We start from the raw sequence: 23,662 nt of genomic DNA on the forward strand, positions 1-23,662 counted from the left end.
AAATGATATTTACTTTAATTGCCTCTTCATTTGGTGGAGATATTCCCATTGATTTATTTATAGAATTATTACTTCCTCTTTATATCGGGGGAATTTTTTTATTTTATCTAATTCGTGGAATATGTTTGTGGGGAGTTTTTAAAAAAGCAGACAAAACCCCTTGGGTTGCCCTAATCCCTATTGTTAATTTTATTGTTTTATTGGAAATTACAGAAAAACCCAAGACTTGGATAATTGGTTTATTTTTTCCCATCATCAATTATGTTTTGTATTTTGTTGTGTACATAGAACTTGCCAAAAAATTTGATAAAAGTGCTTGGTTTGGTGTTGGAATGGTTCTCTTACCTTTTATTTTCCTTCCTCTAATTGCCTTTGGAGATGCTAGGTTTAAAGGTAAAAAAGAGATTTTTTATGATGATGATATTTTAGATAGAGGATAATTTTTTACTGTTTTTCTTCTACCTTTGCTAAATGAACGAACAAACTTTTTATTTTTTTTCTTGGCAAGATATAAACTTTCTCAAATCAGAATTACTTTTGGTAGTGGCTTGGTTGGCTGCTTTTTGTGGACTTCTTTTACCTAAAAAAATATCTTCTTTTACTGTTCCTTTTATTTGTATTTCGGTTCTTTTGGGAAATATTAGTTTTCTTATTTTGTCTTTAGATGAAATAAAACAACCGACCAATACAACTACCTTTTTTTGGAATGATTTATTTTATCAAAATAGATTTACTCATTATCTCAAAATTCTGATTTCAGCTTCAGCTCTTTTTAGTGTTTGGATTCAGTATTTCAACAAAAAATCAAATCAAAAGGCTATTTCAGAATGGTTTGTCATTCTTTTGGGAGGAGTTTTGAGCGCACAATTTTTACTTATTTCTGCTAATTTATTTGGAGTTTATGTGAGCTTAGAAATGCTTTCTATTTGTGGTTATTTATTGGTTGCTTTTTATGATAAGAATTTAATCAATGACAAATCTAATTTTAAAAAAGGAAAACTGATTGCTTCTTCCTTCAATTATCTTGTTTTTGGTGCTGTTAGTTCAGCTTGTTTGCTTTACGGTTTTTCTTGGTGGTATGGAATCAGTGATTCATTTTCTATTCCTATTATTTTTCATACTAGTTTTAATATTTCTGATATTTTTCTCAATGCTTCTTCAACAGAATCAAATCAAATTACTTTTCTGATTGGTTTTCTTCTAATAGGAATTGGTTTTTTATTCAAACTAGCTGCTGTTCCTCTTCATTTTTGGATAAGTGAAGTTTATAAGAATGCTTCCTCTGGAACTATTTTTTTCTTGGCTACTATTCCAAAAATTGCAGTAACAGGAGTTTTATTTTTTATTTTAAATCATTTAGTTGCTATTCCTTCAAACCTTCAAGAAATTATCTTTTCTAGTTTTTCTATTTTGGGAGTTTTGTCGGCTCTTTTTGGAAGTTTTCTAGCTATTCAACAGACTAATTTCAAACGTTTTTTTGCTTACTCTGGAGTTTCTCAAATAGGATTCTTAATTCTACTTTTGGTTTATAATTTTCAAAATAACGCCGTTTCTACTAATGGGGTTCTAATTTTTTGGATTTTCTATATTCTATCAAATGCTATTATTTGGAAATTCTGTGCAAAATTAGAAGAAAATAATATTGATTTATCAATTAAAAACTTAAAGAATCTTCCTCTTCTTCCAAAAATAACTCTTTCTCTTGCTTCACTTTCTTTGGCTGGTTTTCCTCCTTTGGGTGGTTTTTTGGTAAAAATGATTGTGCTTTTTGTGGCTTTTCAGAATTATCAAAGTCATTCTAATTCTATTTATCTCTTTTCTCTTATTGGAATAGGAATAGCAACTTTAATAGGCTTCTTTTATTATCTCAAAATTCCTTATTTTTTGTTTATTAGCTCGTCGGTGGGGACACCGACAACGGTACGAGAAAAAGATTTTGAGGTAAATACAATTTCTAATCTTACACTTTTCTTTTCTGTTGTATTAATTTTAATAAATATAGTTTTGGCTATTTATGCAATTCGTTTTTTGTAAAATCAATCGTTTTGAGCTTCAAGTGAAATCATCAACGAGGATTTTCATTCCCCATTTTCTAATATCTAAATCCCAATCCCCCCAAAACTACACTTCAAACCCAATCACCAGCACATCATCAATTTGTTTTTCACTTCCTTTCCATTCGATAAAATTTCGTTCTACTTCGTGTTGGAGTTCGAAAATATGAAAGGCTTTTAATTTTTCTATAAATAACTGAAAACGTCTTTTAGAATATTTTTTGCTGTGTTTTCCTCCAAATTGGTCTAAATATCCATCTGTCAGTAAATAAAAGCGAGTTCCTTTTTGTGGTTGTATTGTCTGTGCTGTAAAGTCTCTTTCTATCTGTCTAGCTACTCCTCCTACATGATGACGATCACCTTTTATCTGATTTACTTTTCCATCTGGAGTAACAAAGAGCAATGAGTTTTTTGCACCTGAATACTGAATTTCGTTTGTTTGCTTATCCAAAACACACAAAGAAATATCCATTCCATCACGGTTTTCTGTTTCCTCTTGTTTTAGAGTTTGTACGATTCCGTTATGTAATTCATTCAAAATCAAATTACTTTCCGTAATTCCTCTCCAAATTACGATTTGAGTAAGCAAGTCATTTCCAATGACAGACATAAATGCCCCTGGAACTCCGTGTCCAGTACAATCAACAGCAGCAATAATAATTTTGTCGTCTTTTTCAGCAAAGAAATAAAAATCACCACTTACAATATCTCTAGGGTTGAAATAAACAAATGACTTGGGTAAAATATCTTCTAAAAAATTTTGGCTAGGAAGCATTGCTTTCTGAATGCGTTTTGCATAATTGATACTTGCCGTAATATTTTTATTCTGAAGCTGAATTTTTTCTTGTTGTTTCTCTAAATATTCATTTTGTGCATAAATAGATTGATTTTTGGATTCTACTAAATCACGTTGCGCCAAAATTTCTTCTGTCTGTTGTTCTAATTCAGATTTTTGTGCCTGTAACTCTTCATTTTGCTGAAATACTTCTGCCGTTCGTTCCAAAATCCTACTTACAAGTAAGTTTACATCTCTAGAAAGTCTTCCTATTTCATCTTTATGACGTATCGGAATTGGTTTCCATTCTGCCGAAAAATCATTTTCAATTACTGTATGAATTGCTTCCGAAATTCGTTTTATAGGTGTTCCTAGTTTTCGTATCATCCATAAGCCTAAAATGAGATTTAAAAGAATACTTGCTCCTACCACCCACATCAACTTTGTTCTACTTCTATTCCTAAAATCGTCGCTATCTTTTTGCACCTCTCTGTTTATATCTTCAATCGCTACTTCTATTTGATTAGACAATTGATTAAGCTTTCCCTTTAAACCTAGCCTACTTCTATATCCTATTTTTCTCTCCGTTCCTGCCAATCTTCGCCACAAGGTTTCATATTTATTAGCAAGTTCTTTCCATTCAGTACGTTTTTGAGTTCGTAGAGCTATATTTCTGTATTCTTTTTGTGTAAACTCATCAATATGATTTTGAAACTCAATCAAAAGTGCATTTACATTTTCTATTTGAGATTCTTCTTTATATAAAAGAAAACGCTGTTCTGCTTCTCTGATTTTATAAAGGTAAAGTTTATTTAAAGGTGTTTTGAGAAGAGAATCTAAATGTTCACTCATTTTGCCTTCATATCCTTGATTTTTGAATCCTCTCTGATAAATTTTGGTAACCAAATCGTCAAAAGTAGCCTCATATTTTATGACAGAACGCCTAAGTGTATCGATGCGATGACGCAAATGAACGGAAGGAATAAGAGGATGAGTGCGAAGGTCTAATAAATCACTTCTTAGTTTTGAAGTCAGTTTTTGGTGTTGCAATACATAATAACTATCGCCTGTTTCATAAAAATCTAAATTGAGAGCTTCTGAACTAAAAAAATCTCGTTCTAGCTTATCGGTCTGACGAATATCCAAATCAACTTGAGAAAGTGTGGCTGTCAGTTTTTCTATTCGTTGCATTTGCCCATCATACCAAAGAAGCATTGCTGCTAGTGTAGTAGTAGCGAATAGAAATACCAAGAAAGATAAAAATAACTTAGATTTTATGGAGAAAAGGAACTTCACAGGGATAGGGTGAGCGTTAGTTTTAGAATAGTAGGATTGATTTTATCATTAACTTTAACTTAAAAATACGCATTAAAAAGCTTTAGCGCAAATTTGCAAAAACAAAGAGAGATTAATCTGTTCATCAACATTAATTAAAACGCTCACACTATCAAATAAATTATAAAACCCTGAAATAACTTTCTATGTATATTTTACATAATTTTCCCATTTTGCAATAACTTCTACTATGTCTTTTGGTAATTCAGATTCAAACTGAATCCATTCTTTCGTGGTTGGGTGTTCCAATCCTAAAGATTTTGCATGAAGTGCTTGACGTGGCAAAATAGAAAAACAGTTTTCGACAAAAGCCTTATATTTTGAAAATACAGAGCCTTGCAAAATTTTCTTTCCTCCATACATAGAATCGCCAAAAAGTGGATGTCCGAGGTGTTTCATATGCGCTCTAATTTGGTGTGTTCGTCCTGTTTCAAGATTGCACTGTACCAAAGTAACATAACGCAAACGCTTAACGACTTTGTAATGCGTAACAGCATGTTTTCCACGTTCGCCATCAGGCAAGACAGACATTACACGACGGTCGTTCTTTCCTCTTGCGATATGCCCTTTTATTGTTCCTTTGTCTTCTTTTACTTCGCCCCAAACTAAAGCCAAATACGTACGCTCAATAGTATGATGAAAAAATTGCTTTCCTATAAAATCCCTTGCTTCTGGCGTTTTAGGAACTACCAAAATTCCTGTTGTATCTTTATCAATTCTGTGAGATAGACCTAGAAATTGCTCTCCATTTTGTTGCATATGATAAGCTACTGCGTTGGCAAGTGTGCCTGTCCAGTTGTCTGTTGCTGGGTGCGAAACCATTCCTGCAGGTTTGAAAACAATCATTAAGTCCTTATCTTCATAAACTACTTCTAACGGAATATTTTCAGGCTCAACAGCTTTCAAATCACGCACAGGGTCAGGCAAACGAACCGTAATTACATCATGAGGTAATACTTTATAACTTGGTTTTACTTGTTTTTCATTTACTTTTACATAACCTTCCTTTATCGCTGTTTGCAAACGGTTGCGAGTAACTTTAGGCAAACGCTCCATTAAGTATTTATCGATACGCAATAGTAATTGTTTTCCATCTACTTTTATACGATAATGTTCATAAAGATTTTCTTCATCTTCATCATCAAAAGGCTCATCTAAGGGTTCAGCTATCTCAATTTCTGAATTTTCAATCTGTTTAGTATTTTCAATTTCCTTAGTGGTATTTTTTTCTTCTTCCGTATTCATTTTATTATTTTGATTATTTATTCAATGGATATACAAAAGTAGTGAAAATACTTTTAGTTGATTGATAGAAAGTTATAGTTTTCACAATTCAAAGTAAATTTCATTAGATGCTTTTTACTACACTCTTTCAATAAGTTGAATAGTGATATTGTCTTTTCCCCCTGCTTGAAGAGCATATTCCATCATTCTTTCTACTTTTTCTTCTAAAGCAAGTGTCTCATTTTCAAGAAAATTTTTGATTTCTACGTCATTCAATTCATTTGAAAGTCCGTCAGAACAAAGCAAAAATACATCTCCTACTCTAATATTTTGTAAAACTCTTCCCAAATTAGTAATATCTGGTTGAGCATCATCAGAACCCAAAGCACGGTCTATTAAATTTCTTTTTGGATGATAAAAGGATTCTGCTTCTGTAATGATGCCTTCATCTATTAGATTTTGGACGAATGAATGGTCTTTTGTCAATCTAATAAGTTCATTGTTTCTAAACATATACAAACGACTATCGCCCACATGAGCGCAAAAAGTAGCGTCTGGATGAAATAAAATGGCTACACAAGTTGTTCCCATTCCTTTCAAAAGTGGATTCTTTTCAGCTTCGTAAGCAATGGCAGCATGAGCAGAAGCAAAAGATTGGTCTAGGGCATCATTGAGTTTTGCTAAATCAAAACGCTTTGAAGACATATGTTCTCCTATTTTTTCTAAAGCAAGTGTAGAAGCTCGTTCGCCTCCTAAATGCCCTCCCATTCCATCACAGACAACACACAAAAGACCATTTGGAGTTTCGAAGATAGCACAGGCATCTTCATTATGTTTACGGACTTTTCCTGTGTGTGTTTGTTCGCTATAAACAAAATGAGCAAACTGCGAAGTAGATGTTGGAGTAGAAAGTGGCATAAAACCAAGAAGGTAAAATTATTTGTGTGTATTTTGTGTTTTAACAAATATAATTTGTTTTAGATAGAAAATACTATTAAGATTAGGAAATGTTAGGCTTGCAGCATTTTTTATTTATTTTTAATTATGATGAATCAGTTATTTTTCAATTCAAAAAACCAAAAACGGTTTTATTTCGTTCCTTAAAGAAAGAGTAAACAAACAAAGAATATAATAACGGAGTAGAAATAGGTATTTTTATCAAAAAACCGTACTTTTATTTTTTATCTAAAAACTACACCAATAGCAAAAAAAAGTTCTCTATAATTATCCTACAAATTAATCAATAGCCTTTTACCAAAATTATGACAAGTAGTCCATTTAAAGTATTGGAAGCGTATGGACGCAAAGACAAAGAAATTTTTTTTGGTAGAGATGCCGAGATTCAATTACTATTCAAAAAAACAACAGAAAGTAATTTAGTCTTGGTTTATGGTGCGTCTGGAACTGGAAAGACGAGTTTGGTACATTGTGGTTTGCCTATTTGCTTTTCTTCTGATGATTGGTTGCCTCTTCATGTGCGTAGAAAAGACCATATCGGAACAGCACTTTTGGAGGAAACAAATAAATATCTTCAACGAAAACTCAAGCCACACACGCCTTTGCACCTTGCTATTAAGGCGTTGCACATGACATTTTTTCGTCCTATTTATGTAATCATTGACCAGTTTGAAGAGTTATATATTTCAGGAAGTAGAGAAGAGCAGAACCAATTTTATGATTTTGTACAGACTGTTTTGTCTAGTGAATATAATTGTAAGGTTATTTTGGTTATGCGTGAGGAGTATTTGGCTGATTTGTCAGAATTCGAACAGCGTGTTCCACAGCTTTTTGATTATAGAGTTCGTGTAGAAAAAATGCGTCGAACCAATGCAAAAGAAGTCATTTTGAAATCAGCAGAAGCATTCAATATTAAAGTAGAATATCCAGAACAAACGGCTGATTTGATTGTCTCTCAAGTGGCAGAAGAACGCAGTTTGATAGAACTTACTTATCTTCAAATTTATTTAGACCGTCTTTATGAACTTGCAAAAAGCAAACAAGGTGTTTTGGCTGGTTACACAAATGCTGTAAATGATAGCTGGGCAGAGCGAGTTACTTTCAATCCAGAGCTTGTAAAAGAACTCAGTACAATAGGTGATGTTTTGGGAGAGTATTTGGAAGAACAAGTGAAAAAAGTTCAAAACCGTTTGCCAAAAACAGAAGAAAGACAGGTTTGGACAATCTTAAATCTTTTGGTTACAGAAGACGGAACTCGTGTTTCGATGGATTTGCATGAAGCTACAAATTTGATGTATTCGCACGGAGCAAGTAAAGAAAATATCAAATTTTGTTTGGAAGAACTAAGTAAAGTTCGAATTGTGCATCTTTCCGAACAGCGTGTTGAGTTGGCGCATGATAGCCTTGCCTTAAAAATTGTAGAAAGACTAACAACAGAAGAAAAAAATCTCTCCAAAGCAAAAGAGATTCTACAAACAGGATTAAAAAGCTATCAAAATACAGGAGAAGTCTTAACTAAGAATAGTCTTTCTCTTATAGAGCCTCATTTAGATACATTGCAACTTACAGATGATGAACAAATATTAATTGCAAAAAGTAAACGAAGAGCAAAAGCAAACAGAATTATAAAGACTATTTCAATAGCTATTGTCATGTTTATGCTCGGAATTTTATCTGCTTGGGCATTGCGTGAACGCAGTATTGCTATTGATAGAAAAGATGAAATAGAAATGAAAAATGAGCAAATGCAACTGCAGCTCAATAACTTGATGCGAGTTAGTAAACAGTTAGATGACCAATTAGGAAAACTAGTAGAAAAAGAAAAAATTCTAGAAGAGGTTTTGAAGCTAGATAAAAGCACCTACCGAGTTATTGAAAACAAAAATAAAGAAATCAATCAGTTAGGTGTTACAGTAGATGCACTCAAAGAACGTATTGACACAAAAAATCAGTTACAGGAACAGATAGAACGAAAAGCAAAGGCAAACGAACTTTTGACAGAAGCATTATTGAAGGCAGAATATAACCCTAATTATTCTATTCGTTTGGCAGACAATGCAAACAAAATTTATCCTAGTAAGAACGCCCAAACTACCATTGAGAATATTTATAGAGAGCATTTTATGAGGAATTATCCAACAAACAGAAATATTTCTATTTATGAAAATGCACAAAATCTATTGAAAAGTAATCAGATTCCTAAAATAACCATGACACAGAAAGATGATTTAGGAATTACACAATTTGAAAAGTAAAATACTATGTATTAAACCCTAAGGTTAAGGTGTTTAGAATTTCAAAATTCCTTCGTTCAATTTTCTAAAAAAACGTATTAAGAATAAATTGTATTTTAGCTGCGTAGCTGCAAAATATTTGTAGAAAAAAATAAACAAACCAAGATTTTAAGCTGCGTGGCTGCGTAATATGGCTGTTTTTGTTCAAAATGGGTTAAACTTAGGTATTACGCAGCTACGCAGCTTTATGAAAATTAAAATCCTATTCTACAAACATCACACAGCTACGCAGCTAAATGACTAAAAACTGTACGAAAAAACAACTAAATTCTAAACACCCTACCCTAAGGTTCTTAGGGTTTCGAAAAATGTAATATCAATATTTACTTCAACTCCGAAACAACCACATCTTTATTAATCTCTTCAAAAGAATAGATTTTCTTACCTTTGTGTTCTTGCATAAAACTTTCAGCATCTTCTTTTTTAGAAAAAGGAACAAAATCCTTTCCCATCGGACTTGTCTTATCGCTTCCTGTCACATAAAAAGCAGAAGTTCCATCTATTTTTTGAGTAGTGTAGTAATCTGTAACTTCCATTTTTTCAATAGCATTAGCTACATTATTTGATGAATCTGCTAAATGAATCATCATGCAACGAGGCGCACAAAAAGCTAAATTTTCAGAATTTGCTTTTAGCATAACCTGCCAGTTTGGAAAGTCATTAGTAGGCATTCCACAGTTTTGGCAGTCTGTCCATTCATATTTTTGCTCTGTTGATTCTGTATTTTCTTCTTGCTTTGTGCTAGTTGTACAAGAGTAAAAAAACAGACTTACACCAATGAAAACAAAAAAAGTTAGCTTCAAAGATTTGAACATTTTTTTCTAAATTTATAGTTTATTTTCTTCCAATAAGAATACAATAATTTTCTGGTTTTTCGACACGAAATTGCAAAATATTTTGTGATTCTAAATAATCACGAATCAGTCTTTGATTAAAACTTTCTGAAAAAGTAAGAATGATAAAACGCTTTGTGATACGAGTAAGTTCAGGTAAAGCTTCTAAAAGTTCCTTTTCAGTTTCGAAACCATCTGTACTTGTAACGACATCAAACTGATTACTAGGATAACCCTGAAGTTTTGGAAAAGGAAGGTTTTCCTTTGTAGAAAGTGTGGTAAAGCCTCCTCTATGTAGATTCTTGATTCTATCAACTTGTTTTTCGTCCATAGAAAGCGCAATTGTTGGCAAATAATGAAACTCATCAACTAATTGCCAAATAAAATCAGTTTGTTTTTTTTCTAAATTAAGAACTTGGTCAGGCTGAACCCCACGCAAGACTCCAAAAAGTTTTTCTAAATAAGGAGCAGGAGTTTCTTTTTTTAAAAAATCTAATTCTAATTTTTTTTCTTCTCCTAATTTAACTAATTCTTGAGTTTCTTCATGAATTAAATCTTCTAAAGGTTTTTTGAAATAAGTCTGAGTAGCTGAAGGAGTGCCAAGTTTTCCACGAACAAAAGCAGCTGTCAGTTGAAGATAATAGGAAGAAGGAACTTGGTCTGGAGTTGATGAAAACGGATTTTCCACGTAATACTATTGTTATATAATTAATTCTAAAGGATAGGCAATGTTAAGAAGTAGATTCTCTTTCTCCTTTTATTATTCATTTAGAGTAAAGTTACATTTTATAGAATTACTTTTATAATTTTGAGACAAATTATTCTTACTTTACTCAATTCAAATATACTTTCTTTTTGTAAGTTGTCCTAATAAAAAATATCTAAGCATAGTAATATTTGGATACAAAAATCACTTACGGATACCATAAACTTTATATTTTTGATTCTTCAAATAAATTACTACTGTTGTTGGTGTTTTAGCGAAGCGACACTAACAACTCATAAATACAATTTATTTTTTAATAAAACTTTTTATTGAAAAATAGAGTTAGATAAAGCCTACAAAATTTTGTTTTTACATCAAACAACTACTAAATCTGTATCTTTTATGAAAATATAGATTTAAAAAATTATGAAAAACACAGAACAACAACTTACGCATCTTCAAGAACTTTTACGCATCGAAAAAAGAGAAGATGCAGCTCAATATCAACTCAAAATAGTACAAGCACCACTTGCCAAACGTCGAAAAGATGGTTTGTGTTGGTTTCCTGTTGGAATAAATGATGAATTTGTAGGAATAGGAGGAAGATGGAATATTGATATTGAAAGGACTAATGATAAAGGGCAACCTCATCAGCTTAATGTGGGAAGTATAGTTACTGTTTTTGAACAGAAAAATGGGCTAGAGGGTGAAAAAACAAATGGAGTAGTCAGTAAGGTAGAGAATAATAGAATGCGTATTGCGCTCAATAACGAAGAACTTCCAGACTTCTTGGAAAAGCAAAGTAACAGTATTGGTGTTTATTTGGCTTTCGATGATTCTACTTATCGTGAAATGAATTACACAATAGATAGAGTAAAAGACGCTAAAAATGATAGGTTATCAGAGTTTAGAGAAATTTTTTTAGGAGAAAGAACCCCTATCATTAATGAAAAAACACAAATAGACAAGAATGAATATGCGCTTCAAGGTTTAAACGATTCACAAAAAAAGGCTGTTCAGAAAATATTACAAGCTGAAGATGTAGCCATTATACACGGTCCTCCTGGTACGGGAAAAACAACTACTTTAGTGGCTGCAATTATTGAAACGCTAAAGACAGAAAGACAAGTTTTGGTTTGCGCTCCAAGTAATACGGCTGTTGATTGGCTAACCGAAAAACTGAATACGAAAGAAGTAAGAGTAACGAGGTTAGGACATCCTGCACGAGTGAGCGATGCACTAGAACACATCACTTTAGATGGCAAAATAGAAGAACACCCAGATTATAAATACTACAAAAAACTACTAAAACAGTCTGAACAGATGCGAAAAAAAGCATTAAAGTTCAAACGAAATTTTGGAAAACAAGAGCGTAATGAACGCCAAAGTATGCTTCGTGATGCAAAACGATTGAAACAGGATGCTCTCAAATTAGAAGAATATATTTCAAAACACATCTTAGAGAACTCACAAGTCCTTACTTGTACCTTGGCAGGTTCGGCAGGATATAATCTCAAACATCGTACGTTTTCCACACTTTTTATTGATGAGGCTGCACAGGCTTTAGAAGGAGCAACTTGGATTCCGATTTTGAAAGCGAATCGTGTTGTTATGGCAGGAGACCATCAACAATTACCACCTACTATAAAATCTTTTGAAGCAGCAAAATCAGGTTTAGAAAATACGCTTTTTGAGAAAATAATTAAAAAACACCCAGATTCGGCTCAAATGTTAAGCATTCAGTACCGTATGAATGAGCAAATTATGGAATTTTCAAATCAAAAATTTTATAAAGGAAATCTAAAGGCTTTTGAAACTAATAAAAACCATATTCTTTATGAAAATCTTGCGCCAGTAGAGTTTGTAGATACAGCAGGATGTGGTTTTTCAGAGATGCAAAATGAAGAAACATTGAGCCGTTATAATCCAGAGGAAGCAAAATTAGTAGTTTCTCATTTAGAAAGACTTTTTGAAGAAATTTTATTAAAAATAGAAAACAAAGAAATAGAAAGCCCAAAAGAATTTATCGATAATTTTTCGGTGGGAGTTCTTTCTACTTACAAAGCTCAAGTTTATTTGTTGCGTGATTTGATTCGTGAAAATGAACTTCTGACTAATTATTCCAACCAAATTACGATTCATACTGTCGATGGTTTTCAAGGACAAGAGCGTGAAGTGATGTATATTTCTTTAGTTCGTTCGAATGAAAAAGGCGAAATAGGTTTCTTGAAAGATTTGCGTAGATTCAATGTCGCTATTACACGAGCGAAAAAAAGGTTAGTTGTTTTTGGAGATTCTGCTACTTTGGGTTCTGATGAGTTTTATAAAGACTTTTTAGATTATGCAGAATCCATTGAAGCCTATAAAAGTGCTTGGGAATATATGGTCTAACTTAGAGCTTGTTTAAATTTTTATTTTACTAGTGAAAATGAGAAAATTTTTGACTTATCAAGGCATTTTTGAGGAGAATAGTGAGCTATTTAACGAAAAAATAACACAGATATAGGCTGAAATTTACCATTTGTAGCTCAAAGAAATAATTTTAAACAAGCTCTTATTTCAAATCATTTTTCTTTCCATTCATATATTCTAATTTTGATTGAAATGTATAGGCAATAATTGATGCTCTTTGTTTGGCTTCTTCAGCTTTATTTCCTTCAAAAAATTCATCAACTGTCTCAACGAATAAATTAAGCCAGTTTTCAAAGTGAGTTTTATCAATAGGAAGAGGAATATGTTTTTCAAAAGGATTTCCTTTATAACCTCCTTCTCCAAACAAAATTCCATTCCAAAAACGATACATTATAGGCAAATGAGACGACCAATCAACAGCAGCAAAATCATTAAAAATAGGCGACAAGATTAGATTTTGATTCACTTTATCATAAAAAGTATCGACAAGTAGTTTTATATTTTCTTCGTTCTGAATGTCATTTTTGGGTTTCATAAATCTTTGATTGAATTTGAGTGTTTTGATTCTGCCATTTGTGGTGTTTTGGGAAAAAAAATCTCAAGTTCTTTATAGAACAAATACACTTGAGATATACCAAAAAATTGAGATTAGAAAAAAGTAGCTATATTTTTTCATAAAATTAATAGTATCTTTGTATCTAAACTACGAAATGAGGTTTAACAAACATACTATTTTTATTTTGAAATTGTTTGTTTGTGATATATAAATGCTCATTTCACAATCCATTTATATGTCAGATAAAAAAACAAACGATACAAAAAACAGTACGACCAAATCTTTTGCAGATTTAGGTCTTTCAGAACAGCTTCTTAAAGCCGTAAAAAAAGTAGGTTATACTTCACCTTCTCCTATTCAAGAAAAAGTAATTCCTTTTGTCTTAGATAAAAAAGATGTTTTGGCTTCGGCACAAACAGGAACAGGAAAAACGGCAGGCTTTACTTTGCCAATGCTTCAACTTCTTACACAAGATGTAAAACAGCGTTCGAAAATTCGTAGAAGAACTTTGCGTTGTCTTATCCTTACTCCTACTCGTGAACTGGCTGCACAGGTTTTTGAAAATGTAAAAGAATATAGCGAATTTTTAGATATTCGAAGTGCAGTTATTTTTGGTGGAGTCAATCAAAATCCACAAATAAGAACGCTAAAAAATGGCGTAGATGTCTTGGTAGCAACTCCTGGTCGTCTGTTAGATTTGGAGGGACAAAAAGCTCTTTCTCTTGCCGATGTAGAGATTTTGGTATTAGATGAAGCCGACAGAATGCTAGATATGGGATTTTTGCATGATATAAAACGTGTCATCAAACTTGTACCTACCAAAAGACAAAATCTGCTTTTTTCGGCTACTTTTTCAAAAGAAATAAAATCACTTGCTGGAAAAATACTGAATAATCACGTTACCGTAGAAGCAACTCCAGAAAACACAACCGTAGAAAAAATTAATCAGACGGTTTATAGTGTAAATAAAACACGAAAGTCAGATTTGATTATAAAATTGATTGATGAAGGAAACTGGGAGCAAGTTTTGGTTTTTACTCGTACAAAGCACGGAGCAAATCGTTTGAGCGACCGAATGACAAAAAGAGGTATTCAAGCTGCTGCCATTCATGGAAACAAAACTCAAAATGCTCGTACAAAAGCATTGAAAGGTTTTAAAGAGGGTTCTATTCGTGTTTTGGTAGCGACAGATATTGCAGCAAGAGGATTAGATATTCCACTTCTGCCATATGTAATTAATTATGAGCTACCGAATGTTCCAGAAGATTATGTACACAGAATTGGTCGTACAGGTCGTGCAGGTGCAGGTGGAGATGCTATTTCTTTAGTTTCTCATGATGAAGTAGAATTTGTAGAAAATATTGAAAAGCTACTCAATGAAAAAATAGATAAAAAAATAGTTGAAGGTTTTGAGCCTACTGCTCCTTCAAAAGAAGATATCGAAGAAGCAGAATTAGCAGCACGACAAAGAAGTGGACGAGGAGGTTTCAATAGAAATAGAAGTAGAAATCGCACTTCAGATTCTAGAGGAAAATCTAATTCTGTAAATCTAGGTAAACCAAAATCTAAGACAAAAGGACGAAGAAGCAATAATCCGAAATTTGGAGGAAAAGGGAGAGGAAAGTAAATCAGTTAGCAGTTACCAGTAAGTAGTAACCAGTTAAATACATTTAGTTTTGTTTGTAGGGACAAGGTACGCCTTGTCCTTTTTTATGTCTTTTATTCTGGTACAATTAATAACTCCTCTCCTTCTATTGGTTTTTCATCATGATTTATTGGAATAGCGCTGTACCAAAAAATGTTTTTACTCTCTCTATCTCAAACTTTTTTTCAGAACCAAAATGAATAATTCGACCTCTTACTTTCCACTTTTTATTCGTTTGTTCTGATAACAATACTGTATCTTTAGTTAAACCATTTTCTTGATGCTGCAATTCAAGATAAATCCCTCTTCCTGTTATATTAAGGCTATGAATAACCATTAATTCGTTCTGCATTAGTTCGAAGTTAAATGTATTTCACTATTTACTGGTAACTGATTATTTCCTCTCCATTTTTATCTGTAAAATTGCTTCTTCAATGCTTTTGTGAATAGCTTGTATTCTATCTGTTACTTCATTTATCTGACTTCCTTGTGAAAGCATTCTTCTAAGTTGATTTATCTGAACTTCTAACTCTTTTACTTCCAAAAGGCGAAGTGTTGCACGTATTTTATGATGAACTAAGGCAAGTTGAGTTTCGTAATCAGACAAATGAGTTGATTCTAAGATACGATTAAATTCTACCAAATCAGTTTCACTAAGCTCTAAGAGTTCGGTATAAAATTCCTTGTCTGCTCCAGCTAGGTTTTTAAAATAAGAATAATTCAGACTACCTTTTTTATCATTTTCTTGTGGAACTTGTTTTTGAAGTTGTGTATAACTGTGTTGTGCAATCTTTTGATACAACTCATTGGGATTAAATGGCTTACTCAAAAAATCATTCATTCCTACTTGTACAATGCGTTCTCTTTCATTGAGCAAAGTTGAAGCTGTAAGGGCAATAATAGGTGTAAATTTGTTTGACTCCTTTTCCAAAAATCTAATTTGACGAGCAGACTCATATCCATCCATAACTGGCATTTGTAAGTCCATCAAAACAACATCAAAATTGTTTTCCTTGAATAAATCTACTGCAATTTGTCCATTTTCAGCTATTTGATATTTAGCCCCCCAATTATTCAAAAATTTCTTTACCAATATTTGATTGACTTTATTATCTTCTACAATCAAAACATTTACTCCTTTTAAGTTCTTGATATTTGTTGCATCAGGAAGGTTAGTTGAAATAGCCTGTACCTTTCCAATCTTGAAACCAAGCTGAAAACTGAAAGTAGAACCTACCATCATCGTACTCATTACATTAATTCTTCCTCCTTGAAGCTCAACTAGTTGTTTCGTAATGGCAAGTCCTAGACCTGTTCCTCCATACTTACGAGAAGTATCTTCTTCTGCTTGTGAAAAATCATCAAAAATAGAATTAATTTTTTCAGGTGAAATTCCAATTCCTGTATCTGAAACAGCAAATAGTAATTCTACTTTCTCTGTCTTGTGGTGTAGAAGACGAACCGTAATTGTAACTGTTCCCTCTTCTGTAAATTTTATAGCATTTCCGATAAGGTTATTCAAAATTTGGGAAAGACGTGTCGAATCTCCAAGTAATGATTTAGGAATTGCTTTATCAATATTGCTGCGAAGAAGAATGTTTTTTTCATCTGCACGAGCTTTAAAGATTTCTACTGTATTCTGAATCAGAGTAGGTAGGTCAAATTCAGCTTGTTCGAAAGCCATTTTTCCAGCTTCCATTTTCGAAATATCCAAAACACTATTAATAAGTGAGAGTAGATTTTGGGCAGAAAACTCTAGAATTTCTATATTTTCAGCCATTTCTCCTTCCAAATTATCATTTTTGAGTAAATGTGTCATTCCGATAATAGCATTCAAAGGAGTCCTTATTTCATGGCTCATTGTCGATAAAAACTGTTCCTTTGTTTTTGTAGCTGCTTCTGCCTGTTCTTTTGCTCTTTTTAAATCTTCATTAGTTGCCATCAATTCAGAAGTACGTTCTTTTACTTTACTTTCCAAATCTTCATTTACACTTTTAAGAGCATTTACTAATTGCCTATTTTCTGTACGCAAAGAATACGTTTCCAATGCTTTGTCAATAGTCAAAAGCATTTCATCTTTATTCCACGGCTTTACTAAATATCTGAAAATTCCACATTTGTTTATAGCTCTCATAATATCTTCTGTATCGCTATATGCTGTCAAGATAATACGAACTGTATTTGGAAAGTTTTCTGCTACTCGCTCCAAAAATTCTACTCCTGTCATTTCTGGCATTTTTTGGTCAGAAATAACAAGTTGAATATCATTGCTTTCTAAAACTTCTAAACCTTCCTTTCCAGAAATAGCTGTAAAAATAGTATAATGTCTTCTAAATGAGCTTTTAAAAATGCGCAAATTACTCTCCTCATCATCTACATACAAAATAGAAGATGTTTTTTTTGTTTTAGTTTGTATTGCTGTATCAGAAATAGAGGCTACTGAATTTGTTATATTATTTATGGAATCAGGCATTTTATAATAATTTCTTTTACTATTTTTTTTATGATATTCCTTTAAGGTAATAATTTATAAAACTATTTTCTAATTTATTAAAAATTAACTAAATATATTCATTTTTTCGGTACAATGCCAAAGAATTATACCCAAACTTACTGAAACATTCAATGAGTGTTTCGTTCCAAACTGTGGAATCTCTAAAGCAGCATCACAATTTTGTAATACTTCTGCATCTACTCCAAAGGCTTCATTACCAAAAACAAAAGCATATTTTTCTTCTTTTTTAGGCAAAAATGTATTCAACTTTTGGCTTTCAGTTGTTTGTTCTATCGCAAAAATAGAATAATCTTGTTTTTTAAAAGCATCAATGGCCTCATTTGTTGTCTCAAAATATTCCCATTCTACTGATTCTGTTGCTCCTAACGCTGTTTTTTGTATCTCTCGGTGAGGTGGTTTGGCAGTAATTCCACAAAGAGCAATTTTTTCAATAGAAAAAGCATCCGAAGTTCGGAAAGCTGCACCTACATTGTGTGCGCTTCTAACATTATCTAAAATAATAACGATAGGCTGCTTTTTTTGTTCTTTAAATTCTTCTATTCCAATTCTATTAAGATTCTCTAAAGAAAGTTGTTTCATAAATGATTTTTGATATAATTTAAATCCTTTTTATTAATTACAAATTTACGAAAAACATTTTTCCTTTAAAATGAACTAATTTAATCTTTCTATTTGTTGGTAGCTTTAAAGAATAAAATAATCAAGACAAAACAAAAAAGACAATGATTACTGGAAAAACACTTATTGATTTAGGATTTAAGCCAAATAAATGGTTCAAGGAAGCAATTGAATATGCTAACAAACACAGTTTGGAAGGCGATAAATTACTGAACTATTTGGAGGCTATACGACCAACTATTATCGAACCTTTTTCTGTTGCTCTTGATTATCATAAAAATATTCGTGCAGAATCAGAAAATGAAATTACGAATGTAGAGCAAATCCATCAGACGATGGAGGAACTCATGAAAACACCTACTTTGGTCGAAGGTGCAGTTATGCCAGATGCTTGTCCGACAGGTGGAAAAGGGCAGATTCCTGTGGGTGGAATTGCTGTTGCCAAAAATGCTATTCATCCAGCTATGCACAGCGCAGATATTTGTTGTTCGGTTATGATGACTAATTTAGGACAGATTGCCCCTAAAAAAGTATTGGATAAAGCACATTCTATTACTCATTTTGGAGGTGGAGGAAGAAAAGATTTGTTTGATTTACCTAGAGATTTAGAAGATAAAATTAAATCAAATCATTTCTTAAATTCTGAAAGAAGTTTGAATTTTGCTCGTACTCATTTAGGAACTCAAGGTGATGGAAACCACTTTTTGTATGTAGGTCGTTCGGAAAAAACAGGCGAAACAATGCTCGTAACACACCATGGAAGTCGTGGTTTTGGCGCAAACCTATACAGCAGGGGAATGAAATTAGCAGAAGTTTTTAGAAAAGAAATTTCACCTAAAACTCTCGCTAAAAATGCGTGGATTCCTTACGATACTGAAGAAGGAAAACAGTATTGGGAAGCACTACAAATCATTAGAGAATGGACAAAATTGAATCATAAAATTATCCATGACACTACACAAAGGAGACTAAAAGTAGAGACATTAGACCAGTTTTGGAACGAGCATAATTTTGTTTTTAAAGAAGATGATTTGTTTTATCATGCCAAAGGAGCGACACCTTTAGATGATAAATTTGTTCCAGATTCTAAAGACGGTTTGCGTTTGATTCCTCTGAATATGAGTGAGCCTATTTTGATTGTGAAAGGCGAAACTACGGATTCTAATCTAGGTTTTGCACCACATGGCGCAGGTAGAAATGTCAGTCGTACACAGCACAAAAAAAGCAAAGCTGATAAAACAACAGCACAAGTCTTTGCAGAAGAAACAGAAGGTTTAGATGTTCGTTTTTTCTCTGGTCATATTGATATTTCTGAATTGCCATCGGCTTATAAAAATGCTCAAAATGTACAAGACCAAATGAAAGAGTTTGGGCTTGGGGAGGTAGAAGACAAAATTTTGCCTTATGGTTGTATTATGGCTGGCGATTGGCAAATTGATGCACCTTGGAAAGTGAAAGCTAGGAAAAAGCGTGAAGCAAAAGAGCGAAAAGCTAAAAATAAAATTTCTAGGGAGAAATATAGAAATCGATAGTTTTTGATTATTCTTGAAGTCAAAGAAGCTGTTTAAGAATACTCATTTTTCCTTAGAACTGGGTTGCAAACCCAGTTCTAAGGAAAATAATGCTGCCTTTGTTTGTGTTTTAGCGAAGTAACACCAACAAACATACCTATAAAATCCATTCTTAAACAACTTCAAAATTCTCTTACTATAAAAAAATGAATAAATTTAAAATTATCTCACTTTTCATCATTGTTTTTATAAGCTGTAAAGCCAAAATAGAAAATACCAAAATGCAATTATTAAACGAAAAAGCTCCGAATAATATACCTTTTGAGTTTAGGCAAGATATAATTCCCCAAAATATGCTTATTCATAAGGGAGTATTTAGCCCTGATTTAGAAGAATATTATTATACTATTTCTGATACAAATTTTGAACAATTTGACGTCTATGTAATTGAAAAAAGTAATGGTATTTGGTCTGAATCTAAAGAAGCGTTTTTCAATAGTAAATACAATGAACACGGAATGAGTTTTTCACCAAATGGAAAGACAATTTATTTTAGTTCAACAAGACCAGTTTATGGTGATGGAATAAGTTCAACTTGGCATATTTGGAAATCAAATAAAACTGATGGAAAATGGAGCAAACCTATTCTTGTAGATATTCCAAATTTGAGAAATAAATTAATTTCTCATCCCACCATTACTAATTCTGGAACACTCTATTTTCATTCTAGTAATTTAGATTATAGTGAAATGGATATTTACAAATCAAAAAATGTGAATGGCAAGTTTCAAGATGCAGAAAAAATATTGATTACAGTAGATTCACCAAGGGGAAAATGTACACCTTATATTTCTCCTAATGAAGATTATATTATTTTTGCTGTTATTGGAAAGCAACTTGATTTGGTAATAAGTTTTAATGATGGAAATGGAGGGTGGAAAAATACAAGAAAACTAAGCGATAAAATAAATAATTTTGGGCAAGGAAATCCATATGTAACACCTGATAACAAATTTCTTTTTTATACAACAGGAGAGCATCAAAAACAAAATTGGAAAGTAAAATGGGTTAATATAGAATCTGAAATAAAAAACAAGTAACTTCTGACTTGTTTAGTGAACAATTTTTAGCATACAAACCTAATAAATGCTACTCACTTGTAATAACCTTTGAATTATATGATAATAATTCAAAGGTTATTTTTTTGCTATATACTTTTAAACCCTTTTTTTAGCTGTTTGCTAATTTTATTGTAAAAACTTTGCTCTTATCTCTTTTAGTATTGCATTTAGTTTGCTACTTTTGGAAAAGTGATTTTGAATAAAACGCAAAAACGAGTTTATTTTCTACACTATCAACTTATTTTCTCTGTATTTCTATTTCTTCTTCTATGAGCAACCGTCTAAAAACTGGTTTACTTCTACTTGCTATTGCTTTCTTATTGGGTTATATTCTAATAGAAAAAGCTACAGATATATTAAAAAGTGAAATCAAAACTTTGCCCGAAGGTTATCATAACGTACTTGTTCGTGTGCCTACGAGCTTTGAGTTTTGTGGTGAAACAGTTCCTTTGTATGATGAAGAAGTAAAAGAAAATTTTGATAAAGAGTTGTATATCAATGTCTTTCGTCATTCTTCTACGAGTTTGATTATCAAGCGTTCTGAGAAATTCTTTCCAATTATTGAGAGAATTTTGAGAGAAGAGGGTATTCCTGACGACATGAAATATATTGCTGTCATTGAAAGTGGGCTTGAAAATGTTCGTTCTTTTGCTGGTGCAGATGGCTACTGGCAATTTATGGAAGAAACGGCAAAAGAATTTGATTTAGAAATTTCTAAAGAAGTAGATGAACGTTTTCATATCGAAAAAGCAACACGTGCAGCTTGTAAATACCTAAAACGTTCATACAAAAAATTTGAAAACTGGACGCTTGTTGCAGCTTCTTATAATCGTGGAATGGGAGGAATGAATGCAGCATTGCGTAATCAAAATGCTATTTCTTATTATGATGTAGCACTAAATGCTGAAACAGCTCGTTATATTTATCGTGCTTTAGCCTTTAAAGAAATTATGCAGAATCCTGAAAAATACGGTTTTGTTATTCCTAAAGAGTTACGTTATCCACCTGTAAAATATCGAAAAATACCGATTGATACTACTGTAAGTGATATTTCTGCACTTGCTGTTCAATATGGAATGAGTTATAAGACACTCAAATATCATAATCCTTGGCTTTTAATGAATCAGCTTACTTTTGATAAAAAAGATATAAAAAATAAAAAGGTATATACCTTACTTGTTCCTCAAAATCCACCTATGCCTCACTCAAATGTTTTGGCACAAGAATCTTTAAACATGCAAAAAATGCTAGATTCTATTCTTCGTGAAGAAGATACTGTGATTGATATTCAAGATGTAAAGTAAATTAAACTAGTTGAGAGTGTTGCAGAAAATATATTTAATACAAGGCTATCATGGTTTGTTAGAGGTAATTCAGACATCCTGCCTGAACACAAAAAAACAGTCTTTATTTGTCTTGGTCAGTTTGGAAGACTGACATACAAAAACAACCGTGATAACGTTTTATACTTTCTACAACACAATTATTTTTTATAAAAACTTAAAATATCTTACCTGCATTTAGTATTCCATTTGGGTCAAATACTTGTTTGATTTCTCTCATCAACCTTAGATTTACTTCGCCCAATGCAATAGACATATAAGGGCGTTTGGCAATTCCAATTCCGTGTTCGCCTGAAAGCATTCCACCTAATCGTACTACTTCTTTAAAAATTTCTCCAATTCCTTCTACTACTTTTGTATTCCAATCAGCATCAGAAATTTGCTCTTTCAAAACATTTACATGCAAGTTTCCATCGCCTACGTGTCCAAAACACACCGAACGAAAACCGTATTGGTCTCCTATTCTTTTTATAGAAGTAATCAATTGAGGTAAATTACCACGAGGAACAACTACATCTTCTGCCTTTGTGAGTGAATAAGCATTTACGGCAGGCGAAATATTCTTGCGTAATCTCCAAAGCTCTTCCTTTAAAGCCTCCGAATCAGCAAACAAAATTTCTCCTATTTTATAACCATTTTCTAAGGTTTCGACAATTTTTTCTGCATCAGTCATCATTGATTCTTCATTATTTCCATCTAATTCAATGATTAAATGTGCTTGAATATTATCTGGTAAATCAATAGTTGATTTTTGATTCATCTTATCCTCCAAATAAAACATCGTTCTTTCGATGGCTTCCCTTTCCATAAATTCCATCCCAGAAGGTGTAATTCCTGCAATATAAATGGCTGAAATAGCTCTACATGCTTCTTCATTGCTTTCAAAAGGAACAAGCAGAGCAATATTTTTGTGAGGATAAGGACGGAGTTTGAAAACGATTTTGGTTACAATTCCTAATGTCCCTTCGCTGCCTGTAATTAGTTGAGTAAGGTTATAACCCGTAGAATTTTTGAGTACGTTTGCTCCTGTCCAAATAATTTCTCCTGTTGGCAGAACAACTTCCAAATTCAGAACATAATCACGAGTAACTCCATACTTTACAGCCTTAGGACCTCCTGAGTTATGCGAAACATTGCCACCAATAAAACAGCTTCCTTTACTGGCTGGGTCGGGTGGATAAAAAAGATTTTTTTCTTTGACAGCATCTTGGAAAACTTCAGTTATTACACCTGTTTCGACAGTTGCTTGAAGGTTTAAAGTATCAATTTCGATAATTTCATTGAAACGTTCCATCGAAATCACTACACCGTTATTGGTTGGTAAAGCTCCACCACTCAAACTTGTCCCACCACCACGAGGTGTAACAGGCAAAACGTGTTGATTACAAATTTTCATAATCTGACTAATTTCTTGTGCTGTTCTAGGCTTCAAGACAACATCGGGCAGAAAAGAATAATCTTCAGTATGGTCACGAGAATATGTGTCTCTGTTTTTATCATCCGTAAAAATATATTGTTTACCTACAATCTTCTCGAATTGATTTAGTATTTGAGGTGTGAGTTTGCCAAAATTACTTGTATTCGTTTTTTGATTTACCAAAGTATCTGAAGACATATATAGTGAAATTAAATGTTTTTTTTGAGATTTAATTATAGCAAAAATACGATTTTTTTGTTTTTTGTCTATTCTTTAATCTAATTTATGGTTATTTAATCGGTATGCAGAACAAATTGTGTAATAAAAGCCACTTTTTTTTACTGTA

Annotated in this window: 18 protein-coding genes; 8 read left to right on the forward strand and 10 right to left on the reverse strand. The window is 32.4% G+C overall.

All coding sequences use genetic code 11. From position 1 onward, the window contains the following. Positions 1–2: 2 nt before the first annotated feature. Positions 3–440, forward strand: a complete 438-nt coding sequence (locus tag WAF17_RS21660; protein WP_338764395.1) for a DUF5684 domain-containing protein — start codon at positions 3–5, stop codon at positions 438–440. A gap of 31 nt (positions 441–471) precedes the next feature. Beyond that, positions 472–2,034, forward strand: a complete 1,563-nt coding sequence (locus tag WAF17_RS21665) for a proton-conducting transporter membrane subunit (protein ID WP_338764396.1) — start codon at positions 472–474, stop codon at positions 2,032–2,034. A gap of 87 nt (positions 2,035–2,121) precedes the next feature. On the opposite strand, the gene WAF17_RS21670 is transcribed toward WAF17_RS21665, so the two are convergent. The 3 genes from WAF17_RS21670 to WAF17_RS21680 all read right to left on the reverse strand — a co-directional run bounded on the left by WAF17_RS21670 (position 2,122) and on the right by WAF17_RS21680 (position 6,306). After that, positions 2,122–4,125, reverse strand: coding sequence for a SpoIIE family protein phosphatase (locus WAF17_RS21670; RefSeq protein ID WP_338764397.1), 2,004 nt, complete (start codon positions 4,123–4,125; stop codon positions 2,122–2,124). Between the two features lie 183 nt (positions 4,126–4,308). Next, complete coding sequence (locus tag WAF17_RS21675) at positions 4,309–5,409, reverse strand: RluA family pseudouridine synthase (RefSeq protein WP_338764398.1); 1,101 nt, start codon at positions 5,407–5,409, stop codon at positions 4,309–4,311. A gap of 117 nt (positions 5,410–5,526) precedes the next feature. Continuing rightward, positions 5,527–6,306 carry a Stp1/IreP family PP2C-type Ser/Thr phosphatase gene (locus WAF17_RS21680; RefSeq protein ID WP_338764399.1) on the reverse strand — a complete coding sequence of 260 codons (780 nt, stop codon included), beginning with the start codon at positions 6,304–6,306 and terminating at the stop codon, positions 5,527–5,529. Between the two features lie 344 nt (positions 6,307–6,650). Here WAF17_RS21680 and WAF17_RS21685 point away from each other — a divergent pair, with 344 nt between their 5' ends. Continuing rightward, on the forward strand, positions 6,651–8,600 hold the full coding sequence (locus tag WAF17_RS21685; protein ID WP_338764400.1) for a hypothetical protein: 1,950 nt from the start codon (positions 6,651–6,653) through the stop codon (positions 8,598–8,600). Positions 8,601–8,962: 362 nt separating this feature from the next. Here the strand turns inward: WAF17_RS21685 and WAF17_RS21690 are convergent, their stop codons facing one another. Together WAF17_RS21690 and WAF17_RS21695 are read right to left on the reverse strand one after the other, a co-directional pair. Next, positions 8,963–9,454, reverse strand: a complete 492-nt coding sequence (locus tag WAF17_RS21690) for a nitrous oxide reductase accessory protein NosL (protein WP_338764401.1) — start codon at positions 9,452–9,454, stop codon at positions 8,963–8,965. Positions 9,455–9,473: 19 nt separating this feature from the next. Then, positions 9,474–10,160, reverse strand: a complete 687-nt coding sequence (locus WAF17_RS21695) for a hypothetical protein (protein ID WP_338764402.1) — start codon at positions 10,158–10,160, stop codon at positions 9,474–9,476. A 444-nt stretch (positions 10,161–10,604) separates the two neighbouring features. Here WAF17_RS21695 and WAF17_RS21700 point away from each other — a divergent pair, with 444 nt between their 5' ends. Then, the gene (locus WAF17_RS21700; protein WP_338764403.1) at positions 10,605–12,569 is read left to right on the forward strand and encodes an AAA domain-containing protein; all 1,965 of its coding nucleotides are present in this window, start codon (positions 10,605–10,607) and stop codon (positions 12,567–12,569) included. A 163-nt stretch (positions 12,570–12,732) separates the two neighbouring features. On the opposite strand, the gene WAF17_RS21705 is transcribed toward WAF17_RS21700, so the two are convergent. Next, complete coding sequence (locus tag WAF17_RS21705) at positions 12,733–13,125, reverse strand: group III truncated hemoglobin (RefSeq protein WP_338764404.1); 393 nt, start codon at positions 13,123–13,125, stop codon at positions 12,733–12,735. Positions 13,126–13,381: 256 nt separating this feature from the next. Between WAF17_RS21705 and WAF17_RS21710 the strand changes: the two genes are divergently transcribed. Beyond that, positions 13,382–14,773 (forward strand): DEAD/DEAH box helicase, encoded by a 1,392-nt coding sequence (locus WAF17_RS21710; RefSeq protein WP_338764405.1) that lies wholly within the window; start codon positions 13,382–13,384, stop codon positions 14,771–14,773. Between the two features lie 145 nt (positions 14,774–14,918). Here the strand turns inward: WAF17_RS21710 and WAF17_RS21715 are convergent, their stop codons facing one another. From WAF17_RS21715 to WAF17_RS21725, 3 genes are all read right to left on the reverse strand, one after another. Continuing rightward, entirely contained in the window at positions 14,919–15,143 is a 225-nt protein-coding gene (locus WAF17_RS21715) for a hypothetical protein (RefSeq protein WP_338764407.1), read from the reverse strand. 42 nt (positions 15,144–15,185) lie between these two features. Further along, positions 15,186–17,264 (reverse strand): response regulator, encoded by a 2,079-nt coding sequence (locus WAF17_RS21720; RefSeq protein WP_338764409.1) that lies wholly within the window; start codon positions 17,262–17,264, stop codon positions 15,186–15,188. An 84-nt stretch (positions 17,265–17,348) separates the two neighbouring features. Continuing rightward, positions 17,349–17,885, reverse strand: coding sequence for an RNA methyltransferase (locus WAF17_RS21725; RefSeq protein WP_338764411.1), 537 nt, complete (start codon positions 17,883–17,885; stop codon positions 17,349–17,351). A gap of 143 nt (positions 17,886–18,028) precedes the next feature. On the opposite strand from WAF17_RS21725, the gene WAF17_RS21730 reads away from it, so the two are divergent. From WAF17_RS21730 to WAF17_RS21740, 3 genes are all read left to right on the forward strand, one after another. Then, positions 18,029–19,456 (forward strand): RtcB family protein, encoded by a 1,428-nt coding sequence (locus tag WAF17_RS21730; RefSeq protein ID WP_338764413.1) that lies wholly within the window; start codon positions 18,029–18,031, stop codon positions 19,454–19,456. A gap of 185 nt (positions 19,457–19,641) precedes the next feature. Then, a complete protein-coding gene (locus tag WAF17_RS21735; protein ID WP_338764414.1) occupies positions 19,642–20,535 on the forward strand; it encodes a hypothetical protein in 894 nt (297 codons plus the stop codon). Between the two features lie 290 nt (positions 20,536–20,825). Continuing rightward, entirely contained in the window at positions 20,826–21,860 is a 1,035-nt protein-coding gene (locus tag WAF17_RS21740; protein ID WP_338764415.1) for a lytic transglycosylase domain-containing protein, read from the forward strand. A 196-nt stretch (positions 21,861–22,056) separates the two neighbouring features. On the opposite strand, the gene WAF17_RS21745 is transcribed toward WAF17_RS21740, so the two are convergent. Further along, positions 22,057–23,514 carry an FAD-linked oxidase C-terminal domain-containing protein gene (locus WAF17_RS21745; protein ID WP_338764416.1) on the reverse strand — a complete coding sequence of 486 codons (1,458 nt, stop codon included), beginning with the start codon at positions 23,512–23,514 and terminating at the stop codon, positions 22,057–22,059. Positions 23,515–23,662: the final 148 nt, after the last annotated feature.

This window comes from Bernardetia sp. ABR2-2B, assembly GCF_037126435.1.
In the GTDB taxonomy this organism is placed as follows: domain Bacteria; phylum Bacteroidota; class Bacteroidia; order Cytophagales; family Bernardetiaceae; genus Bernardetia.

Coding starts and splice junctions, on each gene's coding strand:
- WAF17_RS21660 (WP_338764395.1), top strand. CDS start 3: ATGATATTTACTTTAATTGCCTCTTCATTTGGTGGAGATATTCCCATT.
- WAF17_RS21665 (WP_338764396.1), top strand. CDS start 472: ATGAACGAACAAACTTTTTATTTTTTTTCTTGGCAAGATATAAACTTT.
- WAF17_RS21675 (WP_338764398.1), bottom strand. CDS start 5,409: ATGAATACGGAAGAAGAAAAAAATACCACTAAGGAAATTGAAAATACT.
- WAF17_RS21680 (WP_338764399.1), bottom strand. CDS start 6,306: ATGCCACTTTCTACTCCAACATCTACTTCGCAGTTTGCTCATTTTGTT.
- WAF17_RS21685 (WP_338764400.1), top strand. CDS start 6,651: ATGACAAGTAGTCCATTTAAAGTATTGGAAGCGTATGGACGCAAAGAC.
- WAF17_RS21690 (WP_338764401.1), bottom strand. CDS start 9,454: ATGTTCAAATCTTTGAAGCTAACTTTTTTTGTTTTCATTGGTGTAAGT.
- WAF17_RS21700 (WP_338764403.1), top strand. CDS start 10,605: ATGAAAAACACAGAACAACAACTTACGCATCTTCAAGAACTTTTACGC.
- WAF17_RS21705 (WP_338764404.1), bottom strand. CDS start 13,125: ATGAAACCCAAAAATGACATTCAGAACGAAGAAAATATAAAACTACTT.
- WAF17_RS21710 (WP_338764405.1), top strand. CDS start 13,382: ATGTCAGATAAAAAAACAAACGATACAAAAAACAGTACGACCAAATCT.
- WAF17_RS21715 (WP_338764407.1), bottom strand. CDS start 15,143: ATGCAGAACGAATTAATGGTTATTCATAGCCTTAATATAACAGGAAGA.
- WAF17_RS21720 (WP_338764409.1), bottom strand. CDS start 17,264: ATGCCTGATTCCATAAATAATATAACAAATTCAGTAGCCTCTATTTCT.
- WAF17_RS21725 (WP_338764411.1), bottom strand. CDS start 17,885: ATGAAACAACTTTCTTTAGAGAATCTTAATAGAATTGGAATAGAAGAA.
- WAF17_RS21730 (WP_338764413.1), top strand. CDS start 18,029: ATGATTACTGGAAAAACACTTATTGATTTAGGATTTAAGCCAAATAAA.
- WAF17_RS21735 (WP_338764414.1), top strand. CDS start 19,642: ATGAATAAATTTAAAATTATCTCACTTTTCATCATTGTTTTTATAAGC.
- WAF17_RS21740 (WP_338764415.1), top strand. CDS start 20,826: ATGAGCAACCGTCTAAAAACTGGTTTACTTCTACTTGCTATTGCTTTC.
- WAF17_RS21745 (WP_338764416.1), bottom strand. CDS start 23,514: ATGTCTTCAGATACTTTGGTAAATCAAAAAACGAATACAAGTAATTTT.